This is a genomic window from Thermaerobacillus caldiproteolyticus, from assembly GCF_013761245.1.
Taxonomy (GTDB): domain Bacteria; phylum Bacillota; class Bacilli; order Bacillales; family Anoxybacillaceae; genus Thermaerobacillus; species Thermaerobacillus caldiproteolyticus.
Genome location: NZ_JACDUT010000001.1, coordinates 43629 through 67882 on the forward strand (window position 1 = coordinate 43629; position 24254 = coordinate 67882).

General features: G+C 42.3%; 29 protein-coding genes and 1 riboswitch. Of the genes, 5 read left to right on the forward strand and 24 right to left on the reverse strand.

Annotation, left to right across the window (positions count from 1 at the left end; genetic code table 11):
- Nucleotides 1–49: 49 nt before the first annotated feature.
- Nucleotides 50–853 carry a DUF2935 domain-containing protein gene (locus HNR31_RS00230; RefSeq protein WP_181554255.1) on the forward strand — a complete coding sequence of 268 codons (804 nt, stop codon included), beginning with the start codon at nucleotides 50–52 and terminating at the stop codon, nucleotides 851–853.
- Between the two features lie 149 nt (nucleotides 854–1002).
- Here the strand turns inward: HNR31_RS00230 and HNR31_RS00235 are convergent, their stop codons facing one another.
- The 4 genes from HNR31_RS00235 to HNR31_RS00250 all read right to left on the reverse strand — a co-directional run bounded on the left by HNR31_RS00235 (nucleotide 1003) and on the right by HNR31_RS00250 (nucleotide 3346).
- Nucleotides 1003–1494, reverse strand: coding sequence for a YpuI family protein (locus tag HNR31_RS00235; RefSeq protein WP_181554256.1), 492 nt, complete (start codon nucleotides 1492–1494; stop codon nucleotides 1003–1005).
- 22 nt (nucleotides 1495–1516) lie between these two features.
- A complete protein-coding gene (locus tag HNR31_RS00240) occupies nucleotides 1517–1936 on the reverse strand; it encodes a hypothetical protein (protein ID WP_181554257.1) in 420 nt (139 codons plus the stop codon).
- Nucleotides 1937–1998: 62 nt separating this feature from the next.
- A complete protein-coding gene (gene scpB, locus HNR31_RS00245; protein WP_181554258.1) occupies nucleotides 1999–2589 on the reverse strand; it encodes an SMC-Scp complex subunit ScpB in 591 nt (196 codons plus the stop codon).
- Nucleotides 2576–3346 (reverse strand): segregation/condensation protein A, encoded by a 771-nt coding sequence (locus HNR31_RS00250; RefSeq protein ID WP_181554259.1) that lies wholly within the window; start codon nucleotides 3344–3346, stop codon nucleotides 2576–2578. The genes scpB and HNR31_RS00250 overlap by 14 nt, the downstream gene beginning before the upstream one ends.
- A 135-nt stretch (nucleotides 3347–3481) precedes the next feature.
- Here HNR31_RS00250 and HNR31_RS00255 point away from each other — a divergent pair, with 135 nt between their 5' ends.
- Entirely contained in the window at nucleotides 3482–3997 is a 516-nt protein-coding gene (locus tag HNR31_RS00255; protein ID WP_181554839.1) for a DUF309 domain-containing protein, read from the forward strand.
- Nucleotides 3998–4029: 32 nt separating this feature from the next.
- Here the strand turns inward: HNR31_RS00255 and HNR31_RS00260 are convergent, their stop codons facing one another.
- The 5 genes from HNR31_RS00260 to ribD all read right to left on the reverse strand — a co-directional run bounded on the left by HNR31_RS00260 (nucleotide 4030) and on the right by ribD (nucleotide 8159).
- A complete protein-coding gene (locus HNR31_RS00260; protein WP_181554260.1) occupies nucleotides 4030–4374 on the reverse strand; it encodes a GNAT family N-acetyltransferase in 345 nt (114 codons plus the stop codon).
- Nucleotides 4375–4498: 124 nt separating this feature from the next.
- The gene (gene ribH, locus HNR31_RS00265) at nucleotides 4499–4963 is read right to left on the reverse strand and encodes a 6,7-dimethyl-8-ribityllumazine synthase (RefSeq protein WP_181554261.1); all 465 of its coding nucleotides are present in this window, start codon (nucleotides 4961–4963) and stop codon (nucleotides 4499–4501) included.
- Nucleotides 4964–5041: 78 nt separating this feature from the next.
- The gene (locus tag HNR31_RS00270; protein WP_181554262.1) at nucleotides 5042–6235 is read right to left on the reverse strand and encodes a bifunctional 3,4-dihydroxy-2-butanone-4-phosphate synthase/GTP cyclohydrolase II; all 1194 of its coding nucleotides are present in this window, start codon (nucleotides 6233–6235) and stop codon (nucleotides 5042–5044) included.
- Nucleotides 6236–6411: 176 nt separating this feature from the next.
- On the reverse strand, nucleotides 6412–7059 hold the full coding sequence (gene ribE, locus HNR31_RS00275) for a riboflavin synthase (protein WP_181554840.1): 648 nt from the start codon (nucleotides 7057–7059) through the stop codon (nucleotides 6412–6414).
- The gene (gene ribD, locus HNR31_RS00280) at nucleotides 7059–8159 is read right to left on the reverse strand and encodes a bifunctional diaminohydroxyphosphoribosylaminopyrimidine deaminase/5-amino-6-(5-phosphoribosylamino)uracil reductase RibD (protein ID WP_181554263.1); all 1101 of its coding nucleotides are present in this window, start codon (nucleotides 8157–8159) and stop codon (nucleotides 7059–7061) included. The genes ribE and ribD overlap by 1 nt, the downstream gene beginning before the upstream one ends.
- 336 nt (nucleotides 8160–8495) lie before the next feature.
- A riboswitch (FMN riboswitch) is annotated at nucleotides 8496–8630 on the reverse strand.
- Nucleotides 8631–9049: 419 nt separating this feature from the next.
- Here ribD and HNR31_RS00285 point away from each other — a divergent pair.
- Nucleotides 9050–9445, forward strand: a complete 396-nt coding sequence (locus HNR31_RS00285; RefSeq protein WP_181554264.1) for a GntR family transcriptional regulator — start codon at nucleotides 9050–9052, stop codon at nucleotides 9443–9445.
- Nucleotides 9445–10554: a DUF1648 domain-containing protein gene (locus tag HNR31_RS00290; protein ID WP_181554265.1), complete on the forward strand. Its 1110-nt coding sequence runs from the start codon at nucleotides 9445–9447 to the stop codon at nucleotides 10552–10554. Before HNR31_RS00285 ends, HNR31_RS00290 begins: the two co-directional genes overlap by 1 nt.
- A 232-nt stretch (nucleotides 10555–10786) precedes the next feature.
- Here HNR31_RS00290 and HNR31_RS00295 read toward each other — a convergent pair whose 3' ends face one another.
- Nucleotides 10787–11227, reverse strand: coding sequence for a peptidylprolyl isomerase (locus tag HNR31_RS00295; protein ID WP_181554841.1), 441 nt, complete (start codon nucleotides 11225–11227; stop codon nucleotides 10787–10789).
- 185 nt (nucleotides 11228–11412) lie between these two features.
- On the opposite strand from HNR31_RS00295, the gene HNR31_RS00300 reads away from it, so the two are divergent.
- Complete coding sequence (locus HNR31_RS00300; RefSeq protein WP_258561000.1) at nucleotides 11413–12252, forward strand: DUF1002 domain-containing protein; 840 nt, start codon at nucleotides 11413–11415, stop codon at nucleotides 12250–12252.
- 24 nt (nucleotides 12253–12276) lie between these two features.
- Here the strand turns inward: HNR31_RS00300 and lysA are convergent, their stop codons facing one another.
- The 14 genes from lysA to HNR31_RS00370 all read right to left on the reverse strand — a co-directional run bounded on the left by lysA (nucleotide 12277) and on the right by HNR31_RS00370 (nucleotide 24248).
- Nucleotides 12277–13596: a diaminopimelate decarboxylase gene (gene lysA / locus HNR31_RS00305; protein WP_181554267.1), complete on the reverse strand. Its 1320-nt coding sequence runs from the start codon at nucleotides 13594–13596 to the stop codon at nucleotides 12277–12279.
- Between the two features lie 168 nt (nucleotides 13597–13764).
- On the reverse strand, nucleotides 13765–15237 hold the full coding sequence (locus tag HNR31_RS00310) for a spore germination protein (protein WP_181554268.1): 1473 nt from the start codon (nucleotides 15235–15237) through the stop codon (nucleotides 13765–13767).
- Nucleotides 15185–15796: a stage V sporulation protein AE gene (locus tag HNR31_RS00315; RefSeq protein WP_181554269.1), complete on the reverse strand. Its 612-nt coding sequence runs from the start codon at nucleotides 15794–15796 to the stop codon at nucleotides 15185–15187. The genes HNR31_RS00310 and HNR31_RS00315 overlap by 53 nt, the downstream gene beginning before the upstream one ends.
- 5 nt (nucleotides 15797–15801) lie before the next feature.
- Complete coding sequence (locus tag HNR31_RS00320) at nucleotides 15802–16152, reverse strand: SpoVA/SpoVAEb family sporulation membrane protein (protein ID WP_181554270.1); 351 nt, start codon at nucleotides 16150–16152, stop codon at nucleotides 15802–15804.
- Nucleotides 16153–16158: 6 nt separating this feature from the next.
- A complete protein-coding gene (gene spoVAD / locus HNR31_RS00325; protein ID WP_181554271.1) occupies nucleotides 16159–17169 on the reverse strand; it encodes a stage V sporulation protein AD in 1011 nt (336 codons plus the stop codon).
- A 19-nt stretch (nucleotides 17170–17188) separates the two neighbouring features.
- The gene (locus HNR31_RS00330) at nucleotides 17189–17623 is read right to left on the reverse strand and encodes a SpoVA/SpoVAEb family sporulation membrane protein (protein ID WP_181554272.1); all 435 of its coding nucleotides are present in this window, start codon (nucleotides 17621–17623) and stop codon (nucleotides 17189–17191) included.
- A gap of 20 nt (nucleotides 17624–17643) precedes the next feature.
- Nucleotides 17644–18069, reverse strand: a complete 426-nt coding sequence (locus HNR31_RS00335; protein WP_181554273.1) for a stage V sporulation protein AB — start codon at nucleotides 18067–18069, stop codon at nucleotides 17644–17646.
- Nucleotides 18056–18679 (reverse strand): stage V sporulation protein AA, encoded by a 624-nt coding sequence (locus tag HNR31_RS00340; protein WP_181554274.1) that lies wholly within the window; start codon nucleotides 18677–18679, stop codon nucleotides 18056–18058. The genes HNR31_RS00335 and HNR31_RS00340 overlap by 14 nt, the downstream gene beginning before the upstream one ends.
- A gap of 446 nt (nucleotides 18680–19125) precedes the next feature.
- A complete protein-coding gene (gene sigF, locus HNR31_RS00345) occupies nucleotides 19126–19878 on the reverse strand; it encodes an RNA polymerase sporulation sigma factor SigF (RefSeq protein WP_181554275.1) in 753 nt (250 codons plus the stop codon).
- Between the two features lie 13 nt (nucleotides 19879–19891).
- A complete protein-coding gene (spoIIAB, locus tag HNR31_RS00350) occupies nucleotides 19892–20332 on the reverse strand; it encodes an anti-sigma F factor (RefSeq protein ID WP_181554276.1) in 441 nt (146 codons plus the stop codon).
- Nucleotides 20332–20670 carry an anti-sigma F factor antagonist gene (gene spoIIAA / locus HNR31_RS00355; RefSeq protein WP_220129365.1) on the reverse strand — a complete coding sequence of 113 codons (339 nt, stop codon included), beginning with the start codon at nucleotides 20668–20670 and terminating at the stop codon, nucleotides 20332–20334. Before spoIIAA ends, spoIIAB begins: the two co-directional genes overlap by 1 nt.
- 140 nt (nucleotides 20671–20810) lie before the next feature.
- On the reverse strand, nucleotides 20811–21983 hold the full coding sequence (locus HNR31_RS00360; protein ID WP_181554278.1) for a D-alanyl-D-alanine carboxypeptidase family protein: 1173 nt from the start codon (nucleotides 21981–21983) through the stop codon (nucleotides 20811–20813).
- Nucleotides 21984–22104: 121 nt separating this feature from the next.
- Complete coding sequence (locus HNR31_RS00365) at nucleotides 22105–23406, reverse strand: pyrimidine-nucleoside phosphorylase (RefSeq protein WP_181554279.1); 1302 nt, start codon at nucleotides 23404–23406, stop codon at nucleotides 22105–22107.
- A gap of 17 nt (nucleotides 23407–23423) precedes the next feature.
- Nucleotides 23424–24248 carry a purine-nucleoside phosphorylase gene (locus tag HNR31_RS00370; protein WP_181554280.1) on the reverse strand — a complete coding sequence of 275 codons (825 nt, stop codon included), beginning with the start codon at nucleotides 24246–24248 and terminating at the stop codon, nucleotides 23424–23426.
- Between the last annotated feature and the right edge of the window lie 6 nt (nucleotides 24249–24254).

Below are 24254 nucleotides of genomic sequence, written 5' to 3' on the forward strand. Positions count from 1 at the left end.
GCACCCCAATTCACCAATGTTCATACATATAAAAACGAGGTGAGAAACAGTGAAAAAAACCTTTGAACAAGAGGCGGCGTTTGAGCTGCAATTTTGGATGCAAATTCTCGGCGACCATTGTCGATTTATTGATGAATCCCTTGCTGAAAAAGAAACAAATGAAATCAAACGGGCCAAACAATTTATTTTTCTGTTTGATGAACTGCTAGAACAGGCACGTGGAGGATATGCAAGTTTACTAGAGCTCGTTAAGCGGGGAAAAGAAGCAGGCGAACAATTGCGGGTATTTAAACTTCATTTACTAAAAAGATTGTTAACAGATAAAATCAGCTTTTCTTTGTCCCCATCGTTTTTAAATCATATGGTCAACGAACTGGATGAATGGTTGCGAATCGCTAGCTATCTCGTACAGAGGAAACTACCTCCTGCCGTTCATCCACTTCACCATGACCTACTATGGCTACTTGACGCTGCAGGTCACGCAGGGGCGATTAACGATCATTTGGATAGCGTCGAAAAAGAATTAAAGCAACAAAGTGATACGTTTACAAAAGAATGGGAAGCCTTTTACTTAAAAGCGATTGAGATGGCTGGATATTTGCGAACGAATCTATACGATTTCCCAGCATTAGCCCGCTTTCATCGGGACATTGAATTAGAGATGGTCATCTTCCAAAACTTTTTACACGAATTAGAAGAGATGGAGTTAAACAAAGAAATATTAGGGGTGTTAACACCGCTCATGGCGGACCACATGGCAAGAGAAGAATGTTATTACTTGCAGAAGCTCGCAGAGTCTACAAACGTTGTGAACCAGCCAGCTTGTACCCCGATAAAACCGAGAACAGAGTAAAAAATGAAAGCGGTATAGGCCTGCTTTGAAAATCAAACGTTTCTCCCGTATCGAAGTGTTTGGATGCTCAAAAGTACAGGACGCTAACAAACAAAAGCACAAAAAATAAAACGGCTGTCTCCCGACACATAAGGAGACAGCTCCGATTGTTATTTCGATTGAATGATTTTCGTGCGATAATCAGTCTCGTAAAATTCGAGCTCCTCGCGAATCGTTTGAAATCCACTTTCGAGCGATGAGAGAAGGTTTTTGAATGAAGAAGGTGGCGTTTGCCGGAATTTAATGGAATTTCTCCCTGTGTATGCTGAGCGGCTATCTTCATACCAAGTATCGCCTTTTGGCGCAAAAAATTCGGAAATGCACGAATGATAAATGCGATAAAGGACCTTTTCTGCCGCAGCTTTGCGAAACGGCTCATCGCTTAACACAACTCGGCATGCTTCTAAGCCTTCTTCACAATAAACAACAAGGCGCCGTAAATTCGAAAACAATTGTTCATAGTACGCTTTGTTTCCACCTTCTTGCTCATGGAGCAATCCAGTAATCGTCGTTTCATTCAAGTAGTCAGAAATGGCTTTCACCGTTTGTTGCAAAAACGCTTCAACTTGTTTCGTTTGGCTCATGACGATGGAATTTCCCATACGAAAAGACCCCCATATCCGTTTAAGATGGCTGTGTAATAAAAAGGAGAGGTGACGTTAATTCATATTCTCCTTTTGTTTCTAAGGCTGCAAAAATCTCGGGAAGCTTTGTAAATTCAATATGCTCAAAATAGCGGCGGAATTCCTTTTCTTCATTGACATAGACGCGCTTGCGATGACGGAAACTTGGATTTTTCAACAAGCAAACGAGTGCGACAATATCCTTGAAATAGACATCGCGCCCTTGAACGGAAAAAATCGGGTCTTGTTCATATGGAGTAAAGGACGGAAATGCCTCTTCAAAATAACGTACATATAACACATGCAGTGTCTTCTCATCTCCGTCTTCCACGAACGTCACTTCCGACCGATTAAAAAAGTCTTCGGACGTATTCGGCTGCGCTTTTTCTAATTCGTATCCTTGACATCGGTGGATCCGCATACACTAAGCCCCCTTTAACCGCGAGAACAAAGACAAAATAAGCTACTTCTATCTTATCATAATCACGTCTGTTCGTTAAAAGTTTCTTCAAATTTTTCAAAGAATAAATCCGCCTCTCGCTCCATGTTTTCGTCTTCACTCAATTCCGGCAGCTGTGGCAGCTCTTCTAACGTTTTTAAACCAAAATAGTCTAAAAATTCCTTTGTCGTTCCGTATAAAATCGGCCTGCCTGTTCCTTCCGCCCTTCCCACTTCTTTCACGAGCGCCTTGGCAATTAACGTTTGCAACGGCTTATCGCTTTTTACGCCGCGAATTTCTTCGATTTCCGCTCTTGTAATCGGCTGGCGATAAGCAACAATGGCTAACGTTTCGAGCGCTGCTTGCGATAAAGACGAAGAACCCGGTGATTCAACTAGCTTTTTTAAATAAGGAGCATGCTCTTTCTTTGTCGCCAGTTGAAACACGCCTGCCAGCTCAATAAGATGAATACCACGGCTTTGCTGGTTATAATCCTCTTTGAGCTCCTCGATGATGGTCAATGCTTGTTCGTCGTTGACATCAAGCACGGACGCAATTTGTTTGAGCGACAGTCCTTCATCTCCGGCAGCGAATAATAATCCTTCGACAATCGCTTTATATTCACTCATCTCCATTTTGTGTCATCCTTTCGTTGCTAGAGATGAAAATATCGGCAAAATTTCGTTCTTGTTCAATGATGATTAAGTTTTTTTTCATGAGTTCTAAAATCGCTAAAAATGTCACAACAATATGCTCGCGGTCATAGTGAGGGAACAAGTCGTAAAAATTTTTCCGCTTTCGTGTTCTTCGCAATTCGCTTAAAATTTCATCCATTCGTTTTTCGATGGAAATCTCTTGACGCGTAATTTTCGTATGAAGCGGTTTTTGTAATTTTTTCCGGCGCAATAATTTTGAAAGAGCCCCGAGCATATCGTATACATTCACATCAAGCGGCCGTTTTTCCACTTCAACAGCTGTGGCATAGGCGCTTAAATCGCTCGGCGGTTTCGTAAATAAAAGCGCGCGCTCTTCTTCTCTCTTTTTTAGTTCATGTGCCGCTTCTTTAAATTTTTTATATTCCAACAACCGCTGCATTAATTCTTCCCGTGGATCCTCGTCGATCGGTTCCATTCCTTCATCCAATCTTTCTTCCTCATGCTTTGGCAACAACATTTTGCTTTTGATAGCAAGAAGCGTCGCTGCCATCACTAAATATTCGCTTGCAATATCAAGCTCAAGCTCTTGCATCGCATGAATATACGCCATATATTGTTCCGTAATTTCCGCGACAGGAATGTCATAAATATCAATTTCATAGCGGTTAATTAAATGCAATAAAAGGTCGAGCGGACCTTCAAACGCCTCAATTTTTACATTGTATTGCACATTCATCCCACCATTTTTCAACTACACTACCGTTAAGTATAGACGATAATACAGCGTTGTCCAATATGATTTTTCAAATTCCTACACACTACGCACAATATGATACAATACGATTACAATGAATAGAAAGGTCGTGTAATGATGTATCCGAACTCCTATATCGACTATTTGCTTCATTTTCACACAGACCGTGATTATTTTGAATGTCACGAAATACTAGAAGAGCATTGGAAACAAGATGGACGAAAACAGGTGTGGGTCGTTCTTATTCAAATCGCTGTGGCTCTGTACCATCATCGGCGCGGGAATGATCGAGGAGCGCGGCGAATGATGCAAAAAGCGCTGTCGCTTCTCGAAGGGGAAAAAGCAGCAATCGAACGGTTAGGACTGGATTATTCACAGCTAAAACAGCAACTGCAGCACTACATCGAACGGCTCGATAAAGGTGAACCGTATCGAAGCATTGAACTTCCGATTTTCGACGTTCAATTGTTAAAAACGTGCCAGATGATATGCCGCGAGCGCGGGCTTGTATGGGGAAAAGAAAGCGATCTTCATAACGAATTTTTGCTGCATAAACATAAGTTGCGCGACCGCTCCGATGTCATAGAAGCACGCGAACAGAAGAAAAAAGCGAAGAGGCAGTCTAACAAGTAAATCATTTTACTTTATAGACAGCCTCTATGCTCTTATTCACACTTATCTAAAAATGAAGCAGTCAATTCGTTTGCTTGAAACACGTAGTGAGGAAACATTTCTTTCAGCGCTTTTACCATTTGTTTTCCAATACCTTGGTGGCGGTGCGAAGGATTGACACTAATATGCTGAATTTCGGCAACATTTTCATCGCGCATTAAAATACCAATAATGCCGATGATATCCTCCTCTTCTTTCCATAAAAAGAGTTGCCAATCATCATCTGTTTCGTACTGTTTAATCGTTTGCTGCAACTTTTTTAAGTCTTTTTCTGTCGGCATAAACGACAGAAGACCCATCGCGATTTTTTCGTAATTTTTTCGGTAACGAATTAACATAAAGAATCCCTCATTACTGACAAGACTTTTCTTCGACAGAAAAGTACGGAAGTCGTTTTCTCATTACGTATTATAAACGTTCTTGTTATTATTGTGAACTCCTCATTGCCTTTTTACACATGGTTTATGAAAAAGAACGGAGAAGGTTCGCCATTTCGATGGCGCTAACCGCTGCTTCCCAACCTTTATTGCCCGCTTTTGTTCCGGCGCGTTCAATCGCTTGTTCAATCGTCTCTGTCGTTAGTACGCCAAAAATGACCGGAGTTCCTGTTGATAACGACGCATGGGAAACTCCTTTGGCCACCTCGTTGCACACGTAATCATAATGACTTGTTGCGCCGCGAATAACCGTACCTAGGGCAATCACTGCATCATATTGCTTCGATTCTGCCATTTTTTTCGCTACAAGCGGAATTTCAAATGCTCCCGGCACCCATGCCACGGTAACATCCTGTTCTTCAATACCGTGTCGTTTTAAACCATCTAATGCTCCCGACAACAATTTGCTTGTAATGAATTCATTAAATCGTGAAACGACAATTCCGATTTTTAATCCCGTACCTACTAGATTTCCTTCCATGATTCTCATCCAAAACCCCTCCTAAATTCATTTCCGCTAACTGTTTTCATCATAATACAATTTTTACAAAATCGCGACAAGGTTTTCTTAAAAATGCAACATATGGCCTAATTTTTCGTATTTTGTTTTTAAATATTTTTCATTTTCCTTTTTCACCGGCATTTGTAGTGGTACACGCTCTACAACTTCTAGGTCATATCCCTTTAACCCAGCAATTTTTCGTGGATTGTTCGTAAGGAGTCGCATTTTCGTTACGCCCAAATCTTTTAAAATTTGCGCACCGATTCCGTAATCACGCAAATCAGCAGGGAAACCGAGCTTTTCGTTTGCCTCTACCGTGTCGTATCCTTGCTCTTGTAGTTTATACGCACGCAATTTGTTGATCAAGCCGATACCGCGACCTTCTTGACGCATATATAACAAAATGCCCCGACCTTCTTCTTCAATTTGCCGAAGCGCAGCATGAAGCTGCGGACCGCAGTCGCAACGATACGAACCAAACACATCGCCTGTTAAGCACTCGGAATGAACGCGGACAAGAATCGGTTCATCTGGAATAACTTCGCCTTTAACAAGTGCTACATGCTCTTTTCCGTCCACTGAATTCGTATATCCGATCGCTTTAAACTCACCGAATTCAGTCGGAAGCGTAATTTCGACTTCACGTTTGACCAGTTTTTCTTTTCGGTTTCGATACTTAATTAGGTCTTTAATCGTAATCATTTTTAAATCAAATTCATCAGCGATTTGCCGTAAGTCCGGCACGCGCGCCATCGTTCCATCTTCCTTAATAATTTCGCAAATGACTCCAGCCGGTTTCGCTCCGCATAAACGAGCTAAATCAACCGCTGCTTCCGTGTGACCAGCGCGACGCAACACGCCCCCTTTTTTCGCAACGAGCGGAAAAATGTGACCTGGACGTTTAAAATCGCTCGCTTTCGCATTCGGGTTAAGAAGCTCCTGAATCGTCGTTGCCCGTTCGTAGGCACTAATGCCTGTTGTCGTTGATTTGTGGTCGACGCTCACCGTAAATGCTGTCCCGTGAGAATCCGTATTATGGTTAACCATCGGCGCTAAATCGAGCTTATCAGCGAGCTCCTCGGTAATCGGAACACATACAAGACCACGTCCGTACTTAATCATAAAGTTAATGACTTCCGGTGTGGCTTTTTCCGCTAATGCGACGAAATCTCCTTCATTTTCGCGATCCTCATCATCGCAAACAATAATGACATTTCCTTGCATTAATTCGTAAATCGCTTCTTCAATCGTGTTGAACATACAAGCCCCCCTTTTTTAATAGCTATGAAAGGATAAATTTTGATTTACTGTCCAGCCCGGCGGCTAGCTCTCTTGTGGCAAATAATCTTTTCCCTTGAAGTGCAAGCACTTCTGTGGACGAAGAACATTTACTCACCGCGGAGCCAGGATGGCGGCATTTCGCCGCCCCGCTTTTCTTAATAACCGTGCTCTTTTAAAAATTCGAGAGTAATGCGTGAGCGTTGTTCCGGTTCTTGTTTTCTGGCAAGAAACTGTTCCACATATTTTCCGATAACGTCACACTCAATATTCACAATATCTCCAACTTGTTTGTCGCCTAAAATCGTTTCCGCGCGCGTGTGCGGAATCAGTGAAATTGTAAAGGTGTCATCGGTGAGCCCGAAAATCGTTAAGCTCGTTCCATCAACAGCCACCGATCCCTTTAAAATCATATATTTACGCAACTCTTTCGGCACTTTAATATCGTAATAAACAGCATTCGCCACCGGTTCTTTACGAATAATTTCCCCAATTCCGTCGACATGTCCAGAAACGAAATGACCACCGAACCGTCCGTTTGCCGCCATTGCTCGTTCTAAGTTCACTTTTGCCCCTCGCGTTAATGTGCGCAGCGACGTCGCTCGCACCGTTTCCGGCATGACATCAACGGTAAAAGAACGGTTCGTAAACGAAGTGACCGTCAAGCAAACCCCGTTGACAGCAATGCTGTCACCGAGCCGAACATCTTCTAAAATTTTTTTTGCGCCAATCGTGATGACAATCGCTTCTCCCGACTGCTTCATTTGTTCAATCGTACCGACTTCTTCAATAATTCCAGTAAACATCATCGCTCACCCTTTTGATTTGGTATGGCCACAATTTTGATATCCGGCCCGATCGTTTCGACGCTTTTAATTTTTAGTTTCATCACATCAGCCATGCTTGCAAAGCCGCTGCCTCCAATAGGACCTGGTGCCTCTTTTCCACCGATGATTTTCGGCGCGATATACGCCACCATTTCGTTGACTGCCTTTGCTTGAAGAAAGCTCCCATGCACGCTGGCTCCCCCTTCGACGAACAAAGACGTTACCCGCTTTTCGCCAAGCACTTTTAACAATTTACGAATGTCGATGTTCGCTTCGTTCATTTTTATCACTTGTACATTTCGCCTGCGATATGGCATGATGCTTTCCTCTTTTACTTGATTCCCAACGACAATCCACGTTTCTGCCGCTCCGTCATTGACGACGTTTGCCTCAAGCGGCGTGCGTAAGTGCGTATCTAAAATGACGCGAATCGGGTTTTTTCCTCCTTCGGGAAGTCTCACCGTTAAACTTGGATTATCGGCAATCACAGTGTTCACTCCGACAAGAATCGCATCATGCATAGCGCGATAACGATGGGCATCTTGGCGTGCTGCTTCCGATGTAATCCATTTGCTTTCCCCGGTCGTCGTCGCGATTTTCCCATCTAAGCTGCTCGCATATTTCAACGTGACAAACGGTGTTTTTGTCGCGATATAGTGGAAAAAGATGCGATTTAACTCATCCGCTTCCTCTTTGAGCACGCCAACCTCTACATCAATGCCTGCATTTTGCAGTTTTTTTATTCCCTTTCCAGCAACGAGCGGATTCGGGTCTGTTGTTGCGATGACGACTCGTTTGACCCCTGTGTCCACTAATAAATCCGCGCATGGGGGCGTTTTTCCGAAATGACTGCATGGCTCAAGCGTCACATACACGGTTGCGTTCTTCGCTTTCTCTCCTGCCATGCGAATCGCGTGAACTTCCGCATGCGGCTCCCCCGCTTTTAAATGCGCACCCAAGCCGATAATTTCCCCGTCTTTCACAACAACAGCACCGACGACCGGGTTCGGAGATGTCTGTCCGATTCCCGCTTTCGCTAACTCAATGGCCAATCGCATATACTGTTCGTCGTGTTGCATCACGTCCGCCCCCTTTTTTGGCATAAAGAAAACCCTAGGTCAAAAGCCCTAGGGCAGGATTATGTAAGAATCACAATGACATTTACATTTTTTGAATGTCAAACAACAGCACATAACCAAATGTGATATAGCTGTCTCCTAAAGAAAGCTGTTCGCCCCCCTGATCGAACAAGAACGTCTGCAGATAAATGAATTTGTCCGCCAAACCGTTCGTTGTTCGATCAATATCACGTGCAAACGTGACACGACAGCAAACAAAAGGTTGCCTGTACTTGTTGAAAAGCATGCACTAATAGCAACAATCTTTGAAAGCAGCTTTTCCATTGCGTGTGCTGTGTGATCCTTCTCCCATCCAGACTATACTGTCGGCTCCGGAATTGCACCGGATCGTGCCTATACGGCTCGCGGGCTGAGAAACGCTTTCGTTTCATTACCGCCGGTCGGGAATTTCACCCTGCCCCGAAGGATACCCTATATTCAATTTTTTATCATTATAGCACAATAAAGCCATTTGTCTATTCTCAAATGCTCATCAGCCAGCAATGAACAGCCAGTATGCAAGCCCCCAGAGCAAACTTGCTCCCAGTAAAATAAAAAATAACAGCCAATTTTTGCGATTCATTTGCTTCACCTCTTAGTTCAATTATACAAAAAAGACCTAATAGAAGCGAATCTGTTAAAGTCTTTAGTCATTTATCGTTCCAACAAAAGCAAACCAATTGTTGTGGGCAATGGACATAGGAAACTTCAATTTTTAATTTATTACTAGTTAGTTTATAGTGCGAAAAAAATACTATCTGTGGCCAAAGAATTTTTTACTGAAAATTATATATTTTTTTATTTTATTTGTTATACTATATGTATAACAATAATATTAAGGAGGACACTTTATGTTGATCGAATTAGATTTTCAATCAGACATTCCGATTTACATGCAGCTTGTTCACGCCATTATAGAAGGCATTGCTACCGGGGAATTAAAGCCAGGTGACAAACTACCTCCTGTACGAACATTAGCCGCTGATTTAGGAGTAAATATGCTTACAGTGAACAAAGCTTACCAACATTTAAAACAGCTAGGCTTCATTCAAATTCACCGTAAGAAAGGAGCTGTCATTAACAGCGAAGAAATAAGAAAAGCGGATGATAAGTTTTATAAGCGATTATTTGCTTCTCTTCGGCCTTTGGCAATGGAATCCGTTTGTCGGCATTTAACCAAAAGTCAGTTTTTAACACTTTGTTCAGAAATTTTCGAAGAAATCGAACTCAAGGGAGGCAAATGTTAATGTCTATTGCTGATGCGATTCTTTTGATTGTTTCTTTTCTTCCTGCAATCATTTTACTTTCAGTAATTCCTTATTTAACAAAACCGACCCAATGCTTCGGGGTCTCCATCCCAGAAGAAGCATCTCAATTACCAGTCATAAAACATTTACGAAAACAGTATGCCATCCGAGCAGGAATTACCACAAGTTTATTGCTACTCTCTACCCTTTTTCTCCCATTTTTTCCTTCGTCTGAAACGATAATGGCGATAGTTATTGTTTTGTTCGGCTTCCTGCTCATATTGACTCCTTTTCTCATCTATCTCCCATTTCATAAACGGATGAAACAATTAAAAAAGGAGTATAACTGGAAGGTAGAACGGAAGGAACGTGTCATTATCGATATAAAATTTAGGGAAAATCACCTTGTTTATTCAAACGGATGGTTTCTAATCCCTATTTTTATTTCCTTTTTAACCATCTTAATCACTATTGGCATGTATCCAAAACTACCTGATCGTTTACCGGCCCATTTTGATTTACAAGGAAATGTTACCCGTTATACAAATAAATCGATATATACTGTTTCTATTTTGCCAATTGTCCAAATATTTGTCACTATACTAATGATGGCTGTCAATACGGCTATAAAAAAAGCGAAACAAGAATTAAACGCAGCGAATCCAGAAAAGTCAAAAAAACAAAATATTGTTTTTAGACGTCACTTGTCTTTATTCATGATCGGCTCTTCGATTTTAACAGTTACGTTGTTTTTCGTTATTCAATTGGCTGTTATCACCCATATTCCTAAAGTTGCGCTTATGATAACAACTATCATCGTACTTGCTTCACAATTCATTTGGATATTATGGCTAGCATTTAAAATCGGACAGGGTGGAAGTCGAATCACAACTGAAAAAGGAGAAGAAACACTTTGGGTTGACTACGATAATGACGAGTATTGGAAATGGGGGATGTTTTATTTTAATCGCAACGATCCATCCCTTTTTGTAGAAAAACGGTTTGGGATTGGCTTGACAGTCAATTTTGCTCGGCCAGGTGCTTGGGTATTTACGGCACTACCTATTCTTCTTCTTATCAGTTTGCTATTTCTTCCTTTATTAGACTAATATTAGACTAACTTCTGCTCATCTATTTCATTCTTTCAATAAAAACACTTAGGGTCGTATCTTCCGCCATTTCCCTAAGTGTAAAAATTGAATTTACAGAAACCATTATCCGTGGTTCTTACTTTATAATAAACAACCAATAAATCAATGCTTAGGTTCATTTTTTCGCTTTTTAGCTATACAAAAAAGACTTAACAGCCGCTAATCTGTTAAGTCTTTTTTCAACAGAAGCTTATTCTTCCTCCCACACTTTAACTTCTTTCATGACATCGCCTTGTTTTATGCGATACACAGCATCCATTCCTTCAATTACTTGTCCAAATACCGTATGTACCCCATCTAAATGCGGTTGAGGTTCATGAACAATAAAAAATTGGCAGCTACCTGTATCGCGGCCACGATGTGCCATCGAAACCGCCCCTGTCACATGTTTGTGCGGATTGTTATCTGTTTCGCATTTAATCGTGTAACCCGCATCACCTGTCCCGTTTCCACGCGGGCACCCTCCTTGACTAACAAATCCCGGAATGACGCGATGGAATGTTAATCCGTTATAAAATCCTTCGTTTGCTAATTTTTCAAAGTTAGCTACTGTTCCTGGTGCTTCGTTTGGGAATAATTCGATCACGATACGATCGCCATTTTCCATTTCAATTAACGCTTTTTTCATGATGAAACCTCCATCTTGTTTGAATCGTCTAAATAAACGAGCTTTTTTATTCTACTATATTTTGCTTCTATATTCCATCCATTCTATGTACAATAAGAATGGTGACAAGGAAAACAACGAAGAATGAAAAGGAGGTTGTTCTCTTGAAACGCACATTGATTGGATTGTTTATAACGTCACTGCTGTTTATGTACCCGGCGATGGCGGCGGCGGACGCAGCAGAAGGCGATGTCATTATTACATTAGGCGAAAATTTAACGGAACAACAAAAACAACAAATATTAAGCGAAATGAACGCTCCAGAAAATGCGCAAATAATTACGGTTTCCAATGCGGAAGAGCATAAATATCTAGATGGTGTTGTTCCAAAAGCGCAAATCGGGACAAGAGCGATTTCCTCATCAATGATTACGATCGGCCCGAAAGACTCTGGGCTCGATGTAGAAACGCATAACATCTCATGGGTAACGGAGGAAATGTACACGAACGCGCTCATTACCGCCGGAGTAAAAGATGCAAAAATTTATATTACCGCTCCATTCCGTGTATCTGGAACGGCCGCTTTAACAGGGCTGATGAAAGCGTACGAAGTGTCTTCCGACAAAGTCATTCCGGATGAAGTGAAAAAAGTCGCCAATGAAGAAATGGTCAAAACGGCAAAGCTTGGCGAATCAATTGGCAATGACAAAGCTGTTGCCTTACTTGCCGGAATAAAAGAAGAAATTTCCAAAAATCCGCCAAAAACCGATGCGGACTTGCGTTCCATCATTGAAAAAGTCGCCAATGATCTTGGGATCACCTTAACAGAAGATGAAATCAACAGCTTAATTTCTTTATTTAACAAAATGAAAAACCTAAACATTGATTGGAATCAAGTCAATGACCAATTAAGCAAAGCAAAAGACAAACTTTCGACATTTTTACAATCTGAAGAAGGAAAAACGTTTATCCAAAATATCATTGACATTCTAAAAGAAATTTGGAATGCCATTAAATCAGCATTTACCTCAACAGATCAACAAAAATAAATAGGTCACGGGGGCCCCCGTGACCTATTTATTTACTTTTGCCTTCAATGGCACATCTAGGCGCACCAAATCTTCATACGTTTCTCTCTTCACAACAAGCTGAGCTTCCCCGTTTTCCACAAAGACGACAGCCGGACGCGGAATACGGTTATAGTTGTTAGCCATTGAATAACCGTATGCACCTGTGCAAAATACGGCTAAATAATCACCGGCTTCCGCTTTTGGAAGCGGCAAATCCCAAATCAACATATCTCCTGATTCACAACATTTTCCGGCAATGGCAACGACTTCTTCATTTTCATCAAGCATGCGGTTAGCCAATACAGCTTCATATTTTGCTTCATATAACGCCGGACGAATATTGTCGCTCATGCCGCCATCCACTGCAACATATTTTCGAACGTTTGGCACTTCCTTTTGTGAACCGATCGAATAAATTGTCGTTCCCGCATCACCGACTAGCGAACGTCCCGGCTCAATCCAAATTTCTGGCATTGTAATGTCCATTTCGATAACCTGCTTCTTGACTTCTTGAATAATTTGTTCCACATACATTGCAGCTGGAATTGGATCGTCTTCGCTTGTGTAACGAATCCCAAATCCGCCGCCAAGATTGACGACTTCCGGAACAAATTTATATTTTTCTTTCCAGCTGCCGATTTTCTTAAAGATTTTCTGTGCTGCTAATACAAAACCTGTCGTTTCAAAAATTTGTGAACCAATATGGCAGTGAAGACCCAACACATGCAGAGATGCCGAAGCTAATGCTTTTTCAAGCGCTTCGTCTGCCTGCCCGTTATTTAAATCAAAGCCGAATTTTGAATCTTCTTGTCCCGTTAAGATATAATCATGTGTATGTGCCTCAATTCCCGGCGTTACCCTTAGCAAAATAAAGGTAGTTACTCCGTATTGCTTGCTTAAATCATCAAGCAGCTCCAGTTCATAAAAATTATCAACAACGATGCACCCTACCCCATGCTCAAGTGCCATCGCCAATTCATCACGGCTTTTATTATTGCCATGGAAATGAATGCGCGCAGGAGGAAATCCTGCTTTTAACGCTGTATACAGTTCTCCACCAGAGACAACATCAAGCGAAAGCCCTTCTTCTTCTACCAACTGGATCATCGCCATCGTTGAAAACGCCTTGCTGGCATAGGCTACTTGTGCTTTTACTCCATGTTTTTCAAACGCCTCTTTAAACGCGCGAGCACGCTGGCGAATAAGCGCCACATCATAAATATACAGCGGTGTTCCGTATTCTTTTGCCAACTCAACAGCATCGACACCGCCAATCTCTAAATGTCCTTTATCATTGACACGACTTGTCCCATGGAAAAACATGCGAATCCCTCATTCCTGCGAGATAAACTATTCAACGATATCAATTTTTATACATATAGAAAGCAAAAAAGACAGTTAACATAAGGTGATTAACTGCCTTTTCTGCGGAAAAAAGATTACGTATAACTTACCATAATTCTGCAAAAGTTTCAACTTATTTTTACAATTTTATGTCGGCTGTTTTTGGCGGTTTTGCGGATGAACAATGCTCGGTCGTACTTTTGAACCGGCAGCAGAGCGTCGAACAACAATCTGCATAAACGCTGCCGGATCAAACGGAATAAACGGCCATAAATACGGTGTATTGAGCGAGCGAGTGCGGATTAAAAAAAGCAAATAAATCGTTGTACCAATGATAAGCCCCGGTACTTTAAATAAAGCAACGGCTAATGCGAGTAATAGCCGAGCAATTTTATTAGCAATGCTTAATTCATAACTTGGCGTGGCGAATGAGCCAATGGCAGCAACAGACACATACAAAATGACTTCGGGCACAAATAATCCAACATCAATGGCAATTTGCCCGATCAACACAGCTGCAATCAAGCCCATCGCAGTCGATAACGGTGTTGGTGTATGAATGGCTGCCATTCGCAAAAACTCAATCCCAAAATCAGCAATAAATATTTGAACGATGACAGGAATATTCGTATGCTTATTTGGTCCAATAAATGCCCATTTATCTGGTAATAACGATGGCTCAATGACAAATAAAGTCCAAAGTGGTAAAAGGAATAGCGATGCTAAAATACCTAAAAAGCGCACCCAGCGCACGAACGTCCCGACAGCAGGATTTTGCCGATATTCTTCTGCATGTTGAACGTGATGAAACAAAGTGGTAGGCGTAATAATGACACTAGGAGACGTATCAACCATAATAAGGACATGCCCTTCTAAAAGATGGGTTGCCGCAACATCCGGCCGTTCCGTGTAACGGACGAGCGGGTAAGGATTGTACCCTTGCTTTACTAAAAATTCTTCTACCGTCTTATCGCCCATCGTAAGACCGTCAATTTTGATTTGTTGAAGTTCTTTTTTCACTAATTCCACAAGTCCCGGGTCAGCCACATCTTTAATATACGCAATACATATATCTGTTTTCGAGCGTTCTCCGACTTGGATGATTTCAAAGCGAAGCCGTTCATCACGAATGCGCCGCCGCGTTAAAGCCGTATTCACAATAATATTTTCGACATATCCGTCACGGGCTCCACGAACGACTTTTTCCGTATCCGGTTCTTGCGGCTGCCGTCCAGGATAACTGCGCACATCGACAACAAATCCGCTCGCTTCTCCCTCGATTAAAATAATAATTAACCCGGACAATAACTTATCAACAGCCTCATCTAAATTTTCAACCGGACTGACTTGTTGGTGAACGAGACGATTTTCAATAATTTGTTTTGCTTGCGCCGTTTGTCTTTCATGGTCATTAATGAGAACTATCTGTTTTAACAATTCAACCAAATACTGCGTATCACACAAACCGGTGCAATAATAAATATGTACTTCTTTTTTTAATACTTTCACTTTCCGTATTCCCAAATCAAAACTCGTTCCAATCCCGATTTTTTGTTTTAAAAAATTTTCATTCTCGACAAGTTTCTCGAAAATCGGAATGCTGTTTGTTTGTGCTGTCATCATATCCACTCCTTTCTAGGATAATTTCCACCGCCTTGCGTGTAATGGGGGAACCGTATTTCACATGGTCGCGATATCCCATTTTGCCAATATCACCAATGCCGACAATAATCGGAATATTGAGTTGATCTAAGCAATAAACGGTATCTCCGTTAATGCGCCCCACTTCCCATTCGCGTACTCCGTCTTTATCTACCCCGTACTCAGTTAAAATTCCGTCACAATCAATGCTGACATCTACCCTCGTCCATTCACGCTTATGCGTATTAGATGCAACGGCAATCGCTCCCAGCACTTCGATTTGTTCATGTGTTGCAACATATTTGAGCGCTTTTTCCCCCGCTCCTTCTCCAATGGCCCCACAATCATCGAACATGACAAAAACTGGATCGTACGGGGTTTGCAAAATGAGATCGACCAATTGTTCTCCTGTTAACTTTGTCGGGTTTCCGTGCGAGCGACAAATGCAGCGCCCACCGATTTGTTTAGCAATATATTGAATCGTTCGCCATGCAAACTCATCACCGTCTGTGACTAAAATGACACGTCTTTGCTTCATCTTGATTATCCTTTCGGCTTACAAATCAGTGCGATGAAAAAGGAAAGAACGATAGTAAACGAAAGCTCTAGTCCCGCCAATTGGAAGATACCGGATCCAATACTCATCCACCCATTTTCCATCTTGTAAGACAGTATTCCTTTAATCAATAAGTAGCCAAATCCGCTAATGGGTAATAATGCGCCGGCTCCAGCGATGTCGATAAGAGAATCATATGCACCGATGCTTCCGAGAATGACCCCAGCAATTACAAGCCCACTCATCACATGAATTTGTGAAAATTTCCCGATGTCCATAACTAGTTGAGCGATTCCACAAATCATACCGCCGATCAAAAACGCCATCCAATAATCCATGCTTTTTTACCCCCTTACCGCTTCAATGACTACTCCGTGGGCAATCGCTGGAATTGATTGTTTTTGCTGAATCATTGTTGGACTTAAAAGCGCTCCTGTTGCAACGACCAATATTTTTTGAAATCTCCCTTGCTGCATTTCTTTTAATAAGTGGGCGTATGTCACCACGGCGCAGCAAGCGCACCCGCTGCCTCCAGCAAATACTCCTTGAGTAGGTCGGTAAATCATCAAACCGCAATCATTGTAATTAGTCGCTACATCATAGCCGGATTCGCTAAGCAGTTCCTTTACAATGACGCTGCCTACCTTCGACAAATCGCCGGTCACAATTAAATCGTAATCATCTGGGGAAGCACCTAAATCTAAAAAATGCTGCTCAATGGTAGCGGCAGCGGCGGGAGCCATCGCTGAGCCCATGTCTAATGGATTTTTCATTCCGGCATCGATCACTCTCCCAATTGTTGCAGCAGAAATACGAAATAAACTTTTTTCACGACCTATCAGTGCAGCAGCTCCTCCTGTAACTGTAAATGTGGCCGTCTTCGGTTTTTGAACGCCTAACTCTGTCGGATAGCGAAACTGCCTTTCTGCCGTCGCATTATGGCTGCTTGTCGCTGTCAAGACCGTTCGTGCAAATTCTCCATCTACTAATGCCGCTCCTACCGCCAGTGTTTCCATCGAGGTGGAACAGGCACCAAACATACATAAAAATGGAACGGGAATGTCACGAGCGGTATAATTGGACGTCACATTTTGATTTAACAAATCCCCTGCTAAAAAAAAGTCAACATTATCGGCCGTTACGTTTGCTTTTTGCAAGCAAATGTCAATCGCTTCTTTCATTAAGCGACGCTCTGCCAGTTCCCATGTTTTTCCACCACAATACAAATCACGATAGGTTACATCAAATTGAGAACCGAGCGGTCCCTCCGCTTCAAATGGACCAACTACCGTTCCAGTTGCTTGAATATAGACATCATTTTCAAACACCCATGTTTGTTTTCCGGCAAGCCTCATCGGAACTCCCTCTTTCACATTAAAAAATCAAATGAATCGTTCCAAAGAGATAGGCCACAACGATCCCGTAGACAATAACAGCACCGCCAATTTTAAACATATGATTCGCCACTCCTGTGATCCATCCTTCACTTCGATGCTCCAGAGCTGCACTAGCTAAAGCATTCGCAAAACCTGTGATGAGAATCGTTGCCCCTGCACCAGCAAATTGACTAAAACTGTCGTATGTCCCTATACCTGTAAGTACAATAGCAAGAAAAATGAAGGTAAGGAGCATAAGATGCTGAGCCTCTAGTAACGACATATCAAATAAGAAAACATACCCTTTTTGCAACGCCTCTCCTGCTAAACAAAGCAAACCACCGATGAAAAACGCTTTTATCCCATTCAAAACATATGGCGGTTTAGGCTGAAACACCTTGACTGCTTGCTGGTAGTTTTCCTTTAACTTCATCGTGCATCCCTCCTTGATCATTAATGATCAATAAAATAAATCCAATGAAATAACGAGCCAAACACTTTTCCAAACACAATGGCCATTAATAAAACGACGATTTTATCAGCGACACCGATCCGTTTGGCTAAGATCGGCCATACATTTAATACTTCTGTTAATGCGGCTGCTAACATTCCAATAAACACACCATGAAATAACCCAATCGGAATAAGCCAATATTTCGAGGTATATAAAACGGAATTGCGCAAACTCATCCAACCGCCGACGACTGCCCCCAATACAGCACTCCATTCGTAGGCGTGAATCCACTTCATTGTTTTTGTCAGTTGTGTTAAGCGGGGGATGACGCCAAGAACAACTAAAAAGGCGATAAAACCTGTTCCGACTGCTAGCCCTCCTGCAAAGCCGATAAATATGACAAAAATAGCTTCAATCGTCGGCAATTCTCCTCATACTCTCTTTGTTTTCATGTAAAATGACGTACTGATCCAGCGATTGTTGATAGTTGAACATCTCGACTTCTAGGGGGCTAGGCTCTTCGTTAATCCGCTTGCGAAACACATGATTAAAAAATAAAATCATCCCTATTCCTAACCCAAGTGAATACGGGATTTGAAGCAACAATGGTTTATCGATCTTCTCACCAGTAATCATCGTATAAAGACGTTGGTGCACTTGCTGCATGCTGACATCCTCGTGAAAATTCATAATTGCCATTCCTGAGCCGATAAAAAGAAGCAACCAGACAAGCAAAAAATAAACAAGTGAAAATTTCCGCTTTTTATAGATGACTTCGATAATCGTTTGCGCAGGACCAATCGTTTGCACCTCTAAAGACGCATCCGTGTGAACAATAGCATCGACGACTCGCATCACATCAAGGATGACAATATTTTTGTCACTCGGTTGAATTCGATATAAAGGAATCTCTTTTAATCGTTCAATCGTGTGACGGTCATTTCCTATAAGTTGGGAAATATCCCCGATTGAGACGGTCGCATTTGGTTTTACTTGAACGCGATGGCGCAATTTGACAAAGACGGTTTTTTCCATCTGCATCACATCCTGCCTGTTAGTTTTTATGTAAGACAAGAATTTCATTTAATCCAAACTGTATGACTCCGCTTTTCGGATTATCTAGCTCTCTTTTGCCTAATCCCCCTTCCGCTTGAAGTGACAAGCACCTCTGCAAGTTGAAGACCATTTGGCTTCAGGGGAGCTAGAATGGTGACATTTCGCCTCTTGCCTACGTCCTGTAGGCAAGAGGCGAAATCGGACCAATTCCGCTTTTCTTACTGTCTAGCTCTAGGGCGCTATCGGATCGCGGCGCTTCAATCCCGCTGCGGCGACAACAGCCTCCTCGAGGACCCACCAGCGAGTTTTACCAATAAAGATAAACCAGCGCCCTCCGCTTTTCTTTAGTATGTTTGGACAAAAAAGCAATCATACGGACATCAAAGGATTACCAATAGTTTCATAAAAATAAAAAAGAATGGATGCTATCCATCCATTCTCTCTTTCATTTGTTGTAAAATCTTTTTTTCTAACCGCGATACTTGCACTTGAGAGATGCCTAATCTAGATGCCACTTCTGATTGCGTTTGGTCCTTGTAATAGCGCAGATACACAATAAGCCGCTCCCGTTCATCAAGTTCTTCCATCGCTTTTTTTAACGCGATTTTATCAAACCATGATATATCATTTTGATCGGCAATTTGATCAAGAAGCGTAATCGGGTCGCCATCGTTTTCGTAGACCGTTTCATGAATGGAAGTAGGCGAGCGACTTGCTTCTTGAGCAAGAACGACCTCTTCAGGGGAAATCTCTAAATAGGCGGCAATTTCCGTTACAGTCGGAACGCGGCCGTATTTTTTTGATAATTCGTCTTTGGCTTTGCGAATTTTATTTCCCATTTCTTTTAGTGAACGGCTCACTTTTACTGTTCCATCATCACGGATAAACCGCTGAATCTCACCAATAATCATCGGCACTGCATACGTGGAAAATTTTACATCGTACGATAAGTCAAATTTATCGACAGACTTTAACAAACCAATGCAGCCAATTTGGAATAAGTCATCCGGTTCATAGCCTCTATTGAGAAACCGTTGCACAACCGACCATACAAGCCGCATATTTTTTTCAATAATTTCATCTCGCGCTTCTTGGTCCCCTTCTTGGCTACGGCGGATAAGCTCCTTCATTTCATGATCTTTCACCTGAGTCTGATCTTGCTTGACATCGACATCCATAGGCATGTCTCCCTTAATTACATAGCGCTTTGCTCTTAGTTAAGTATTTCGTTAAATGAATCGTTGTTCCTTTATTCACTTCGGAATAAACAACAACTTCGTCCATGAAATTTTCCATAATCGTAAAGCCCATTCCTGATCGTTCTAATTCAGGCTTTGTTGTAAATAATGGTTGACGTGCTTCCTCAATGTTGGCAATTCCTACACCTTCATCTCGAATCGTCATCTGGACAACTCCATCATCAATGACGACAGAAATGTACACAACACCGTTTGGGTCATTGTTATAGCCGTGAATGATTGCATTTGTCACCGCCTCGGACACCACCGTTTTAATCTCAGTTAGCTCATCCATTGTCGGATCGAGCTGAGCGACAAAAGCGGCAACCGTAACACGAGCAAATGACTCATTTTGACTGAGTGCGGAAAATTGGAGGTGCATTTCGTTTCTCATTACGCCACCCCCAATGTCTTTAATGCGAATTGTTCATCGCTTTCAAGGCGGATAATTTTGAACAGTCCTGACATTTCAAACAAGCGTTTCACCGTCGGAGAAATCGAGCAAACGATCATTTCTCCGCCGAGGTTTTTAATTTGCTTATACCGCCCTAAAACGACACCTAGGCCAGAGCTATCCATAAATGTTAAATGTTCTAAATTTAACACGATATGGCGAATTTGTTCTTTTTCAATCATATCGGTCACTTTTGCACGAAGTTCTTCAGCAGTATGGTGATCTAACTCTCCTGAAAGTCGAATGAGCAATACATCATGTCTCACTTCAAAGTCCATTACAAGACTCACTGCACTTTCCCCCTCTTGTCATTCGGATAGGGAAATGTTTCGCTAAAAAGCGCTGGAAGTCCTGCTTCGTGACAAAACTAGTGACGATTCGCTAAAAGTAGAAATCAGGCTACAAAAACTGACAGCACTTACGCTGATTTCGTAAATGATTGTAACGTCCGCTTAAATAAATCCCACCAGCTTGCCTCGGCTACATTTTCTTTCGCCACAAGCGGACGTTTCAACAGCTCTTTACCGTCTTGTTTTAAAATCAGTGTTCCGAGCTCGTCCCCTCTTCGAATCGGTGCCTTAACGTTTTCTTTCACTTTAATAATTTTTTTAATTTGATCGACGGACGCTCCTTTTTTCGTTAAAACAGAGATTGGTTCAGCCGTCACTAGTTCAACTTCTTTTCTCTTCCCTTTACTTACTTTGACATTGGTAATGACTGCATTTCGCTTGTAGACCGGATGGGTTTTATATTGGCTAAACGCATAATCTAGCATTTTCGTAATTTGGGCATTGCGCTCTTTTGACGTCGGAGCACCAAAAATAACAGCAATGACTCGCATGCCATCTTTTTTCGCCGTAGCAGTTAGGCAGTATTTTGCTTCATTAGTAAATCCTGTTTTCAGCCCGTCCACTCCCGGATAAAACTTTACAAGTCGATTCGTATTAACAAGCCAAAATTTTTTGTCCGTATTTTCCCGCAAATAATCTTCATATTTTCCAGTGTACTTTGTAATTTTGTCATATTTCAGTAATTCTCTTGCCATCATCGCCATATCATAGGCGGTACTGTAATGCCCCTGAGCTGGCAAGCCGGTTGCGTTTTTAAATGATGTGTCCTTTAATCCTAGTTCCTTCGCTTTTTTGTTCATCATGTCCACAAATGCTTCCTCAGACCCGGCAATTCGCTCCGCCATAGCAACCGAGGCATCGTTTCCAGAACCAATCGCAATACCGCGCAACAACTCATCGACGGTCATTTCCTCGCCGGGTTCTAGAAAAATTTGCGATCCCCCCATCGAAGCCGCATATTCACTGGTACGCACCTTTTCATTGAAGGTGAGTTCCCCTTTATCAATCGCTTCCATGATTAGTAACATTGTCATAATTTTTGTCATACTTGCTGGCGGTAGTTTTTCATGCGCGTTTTTTTCATACAAAATCGTTCCTGTATCGCGCTCAATGAGAACGGCTGACCGAGCACTCGTAACAAGGTCAACGTTTTTGGCTTTTTCCTCCGCATGCACATTGACAGAAATCGTAAGCGCAAAGGCAAATGTAAGCACAAATAAACGAATGAATAATCTCTTCATCTCCCAAACCTCCATTCTTTATACATGCCATTTTTTCCAAATGATATATTTTTATACAATAGATGAAATAAATTCATTGGATTTTGACCATAAAAAAAAGAGGCTGCTATCAGCCTCTTTGTTACGAAATTTTATCATAAATGAGCGTTGGTCGTGTGACTCGGTTCGGTGAGATGCGGATGCTGTTGATTAGCTTTTGTTTGACTTCATCGACATGTTCAGTATTGCTGTAAATGGTCACGAGCGACTCTCCTTTTTTCACTTCATCACCGACTTTTTTCCGCAATACTAAACCAACTGCTAAATCGATCGTCGATTCTTTTGTTGCCCGTCCCGCTCCGAGAAGCATTGCCGCCGTTCCGACTTCATCGGCAACGATTTCCTCTACATAACCATCTTCGCTTGCTTCTAACTCAAACTGATACTTCGCTTGCGGCAATTTCGAAGGATCGTCCACAACCGACGCATCGCCTCCCTGAGCGCGTAAAAATGTTTTGAACGTTTCAAGTGCATCGCCGTCTCTGATTGCTTTTTCTAACATGGCGCGCGCTTCTTCTAATGAAGACGCTTTTTCCGCTAAATACACCATATGGCTACCTAATGTTAAGCATAATTCTTCTAAATCATCTGGACCTTGTCCTTTTAACGTATCGATCGCTTCTTTCACTTCTAACGCATTGCCGATGGCGTATCCAAGCGGTTGACTCATATCGGAAATAATCGCCATCGTTTTCCGCCCGACACGTTTCCCGATTTCCACCATCGCTTTCGCTAATTGTTTCGCTCCGTCTAACTCTTTCATAAATGCCCCGGCACCTGTTTTGACATCGAGAACAATCGCATCAGCGCCTGCGGCAATTTTTTTGCTCATGATCGAGGAAGCGATAAGCGGAATGCTGTTGACCGTTGCAGTTACATCACGAAGAGCATACAGCTTTTTATCAGCCGGTGTTAAGTTCCCCGTTTGCCCGATCACAGCAATTTTGTTTTTATTCACTAACTGAATAAATTCATCGTTATCGATTTCCACATGAAATCCCGGCACCGACTCTAATTTATCAATCGTACCTCCTGTATGACCAAGCCCGCGCCCCGACATTTTTGCGACCGGCACACCAACGGAAGCAACAAGTGGACCGAGTACGAGCGTTGTCGTATCCCCGACACCGCCTGTGGAATGTTTATCAACTTTAATGCCGTTAATTTTCGATAAGTCAATCACATCTCCGGAATGAACCATCGCCATCGTCAGCGCAGTTGTTTCTTCTTCGGTCATCCCTTGGAAAAAAACAGCCATCGCAAACGCGCTCATTTGATAATCAGGAATATCACCATTTGTATACCCATTAATAATAAATTGAATTTCTTCGTTTGTAAGTGCGTAACCATCGCGTTTTTTCGCAATCAAATCAACCATTCTCATACGCTATCACCTTTTTTCTATTTTTTCGCCATTTCCGCCACGATTGCTTTTATAAGACGCAAAAAGTCCGCTTTTACTTTTTCCGTCGTTTCGATGACCTCATCATGGGTAAGCGGTTGATCTAAAATCCCTGCCGCCATATTGGAAATGCAGGAAATCCCCAATACTTCCATCTGTGCATGCCGCGCCACAATTACTTCTGGCACGGTCGACATTCCAACAGCGTCACCGCCGATCGTGCGAATCATGCGGATTTCCGCCGGTGTTTCATATGATGGACCGGTATTGGCGACATAAACGCCTTCTTGCACTCGAATGTTTAAACGATCAGCTACGTCTTTCGCAAGCTGCCGTAACCGCTTGCTGTAGGCCTCGGTCATATCAGGAAAACGTACTCCTAAATCAGGATCATTTGGACCGATGAGCGGATTGCTACCCATGTTATTAATATGATCGGTAATAATCATTAAATCTCCCGGTTGAAAGCGTTCATTCACTCCCCCAGCCGCATTGGTCACGATGAGTTGTTCGACCCCTAGCGCTTTCATAACTCGCACCGGAAACGTTACTTTATCAAAGCTATACCCTTCATAGTAATGGAAGCGACCTTGCATCGCCACGACAGTCGCTCCTTGAAGCTGACCATAGACAAGCTGACCGGCATGCCCCTCCACTGTCGAAACCGGAAATTCCGGAATTTGTTCATATGAGATTTTGATCGCTTGTTCAATTTCCTCCGCCAACACCCCCAGTCCAGATCCAAGAATCAAGCCAATCTGAGGAGGTGTCGGAAACTTTTCTTGTAAATACGTCGCTGCTTTGTCAATCGCTTGCTTATTCATTGATAC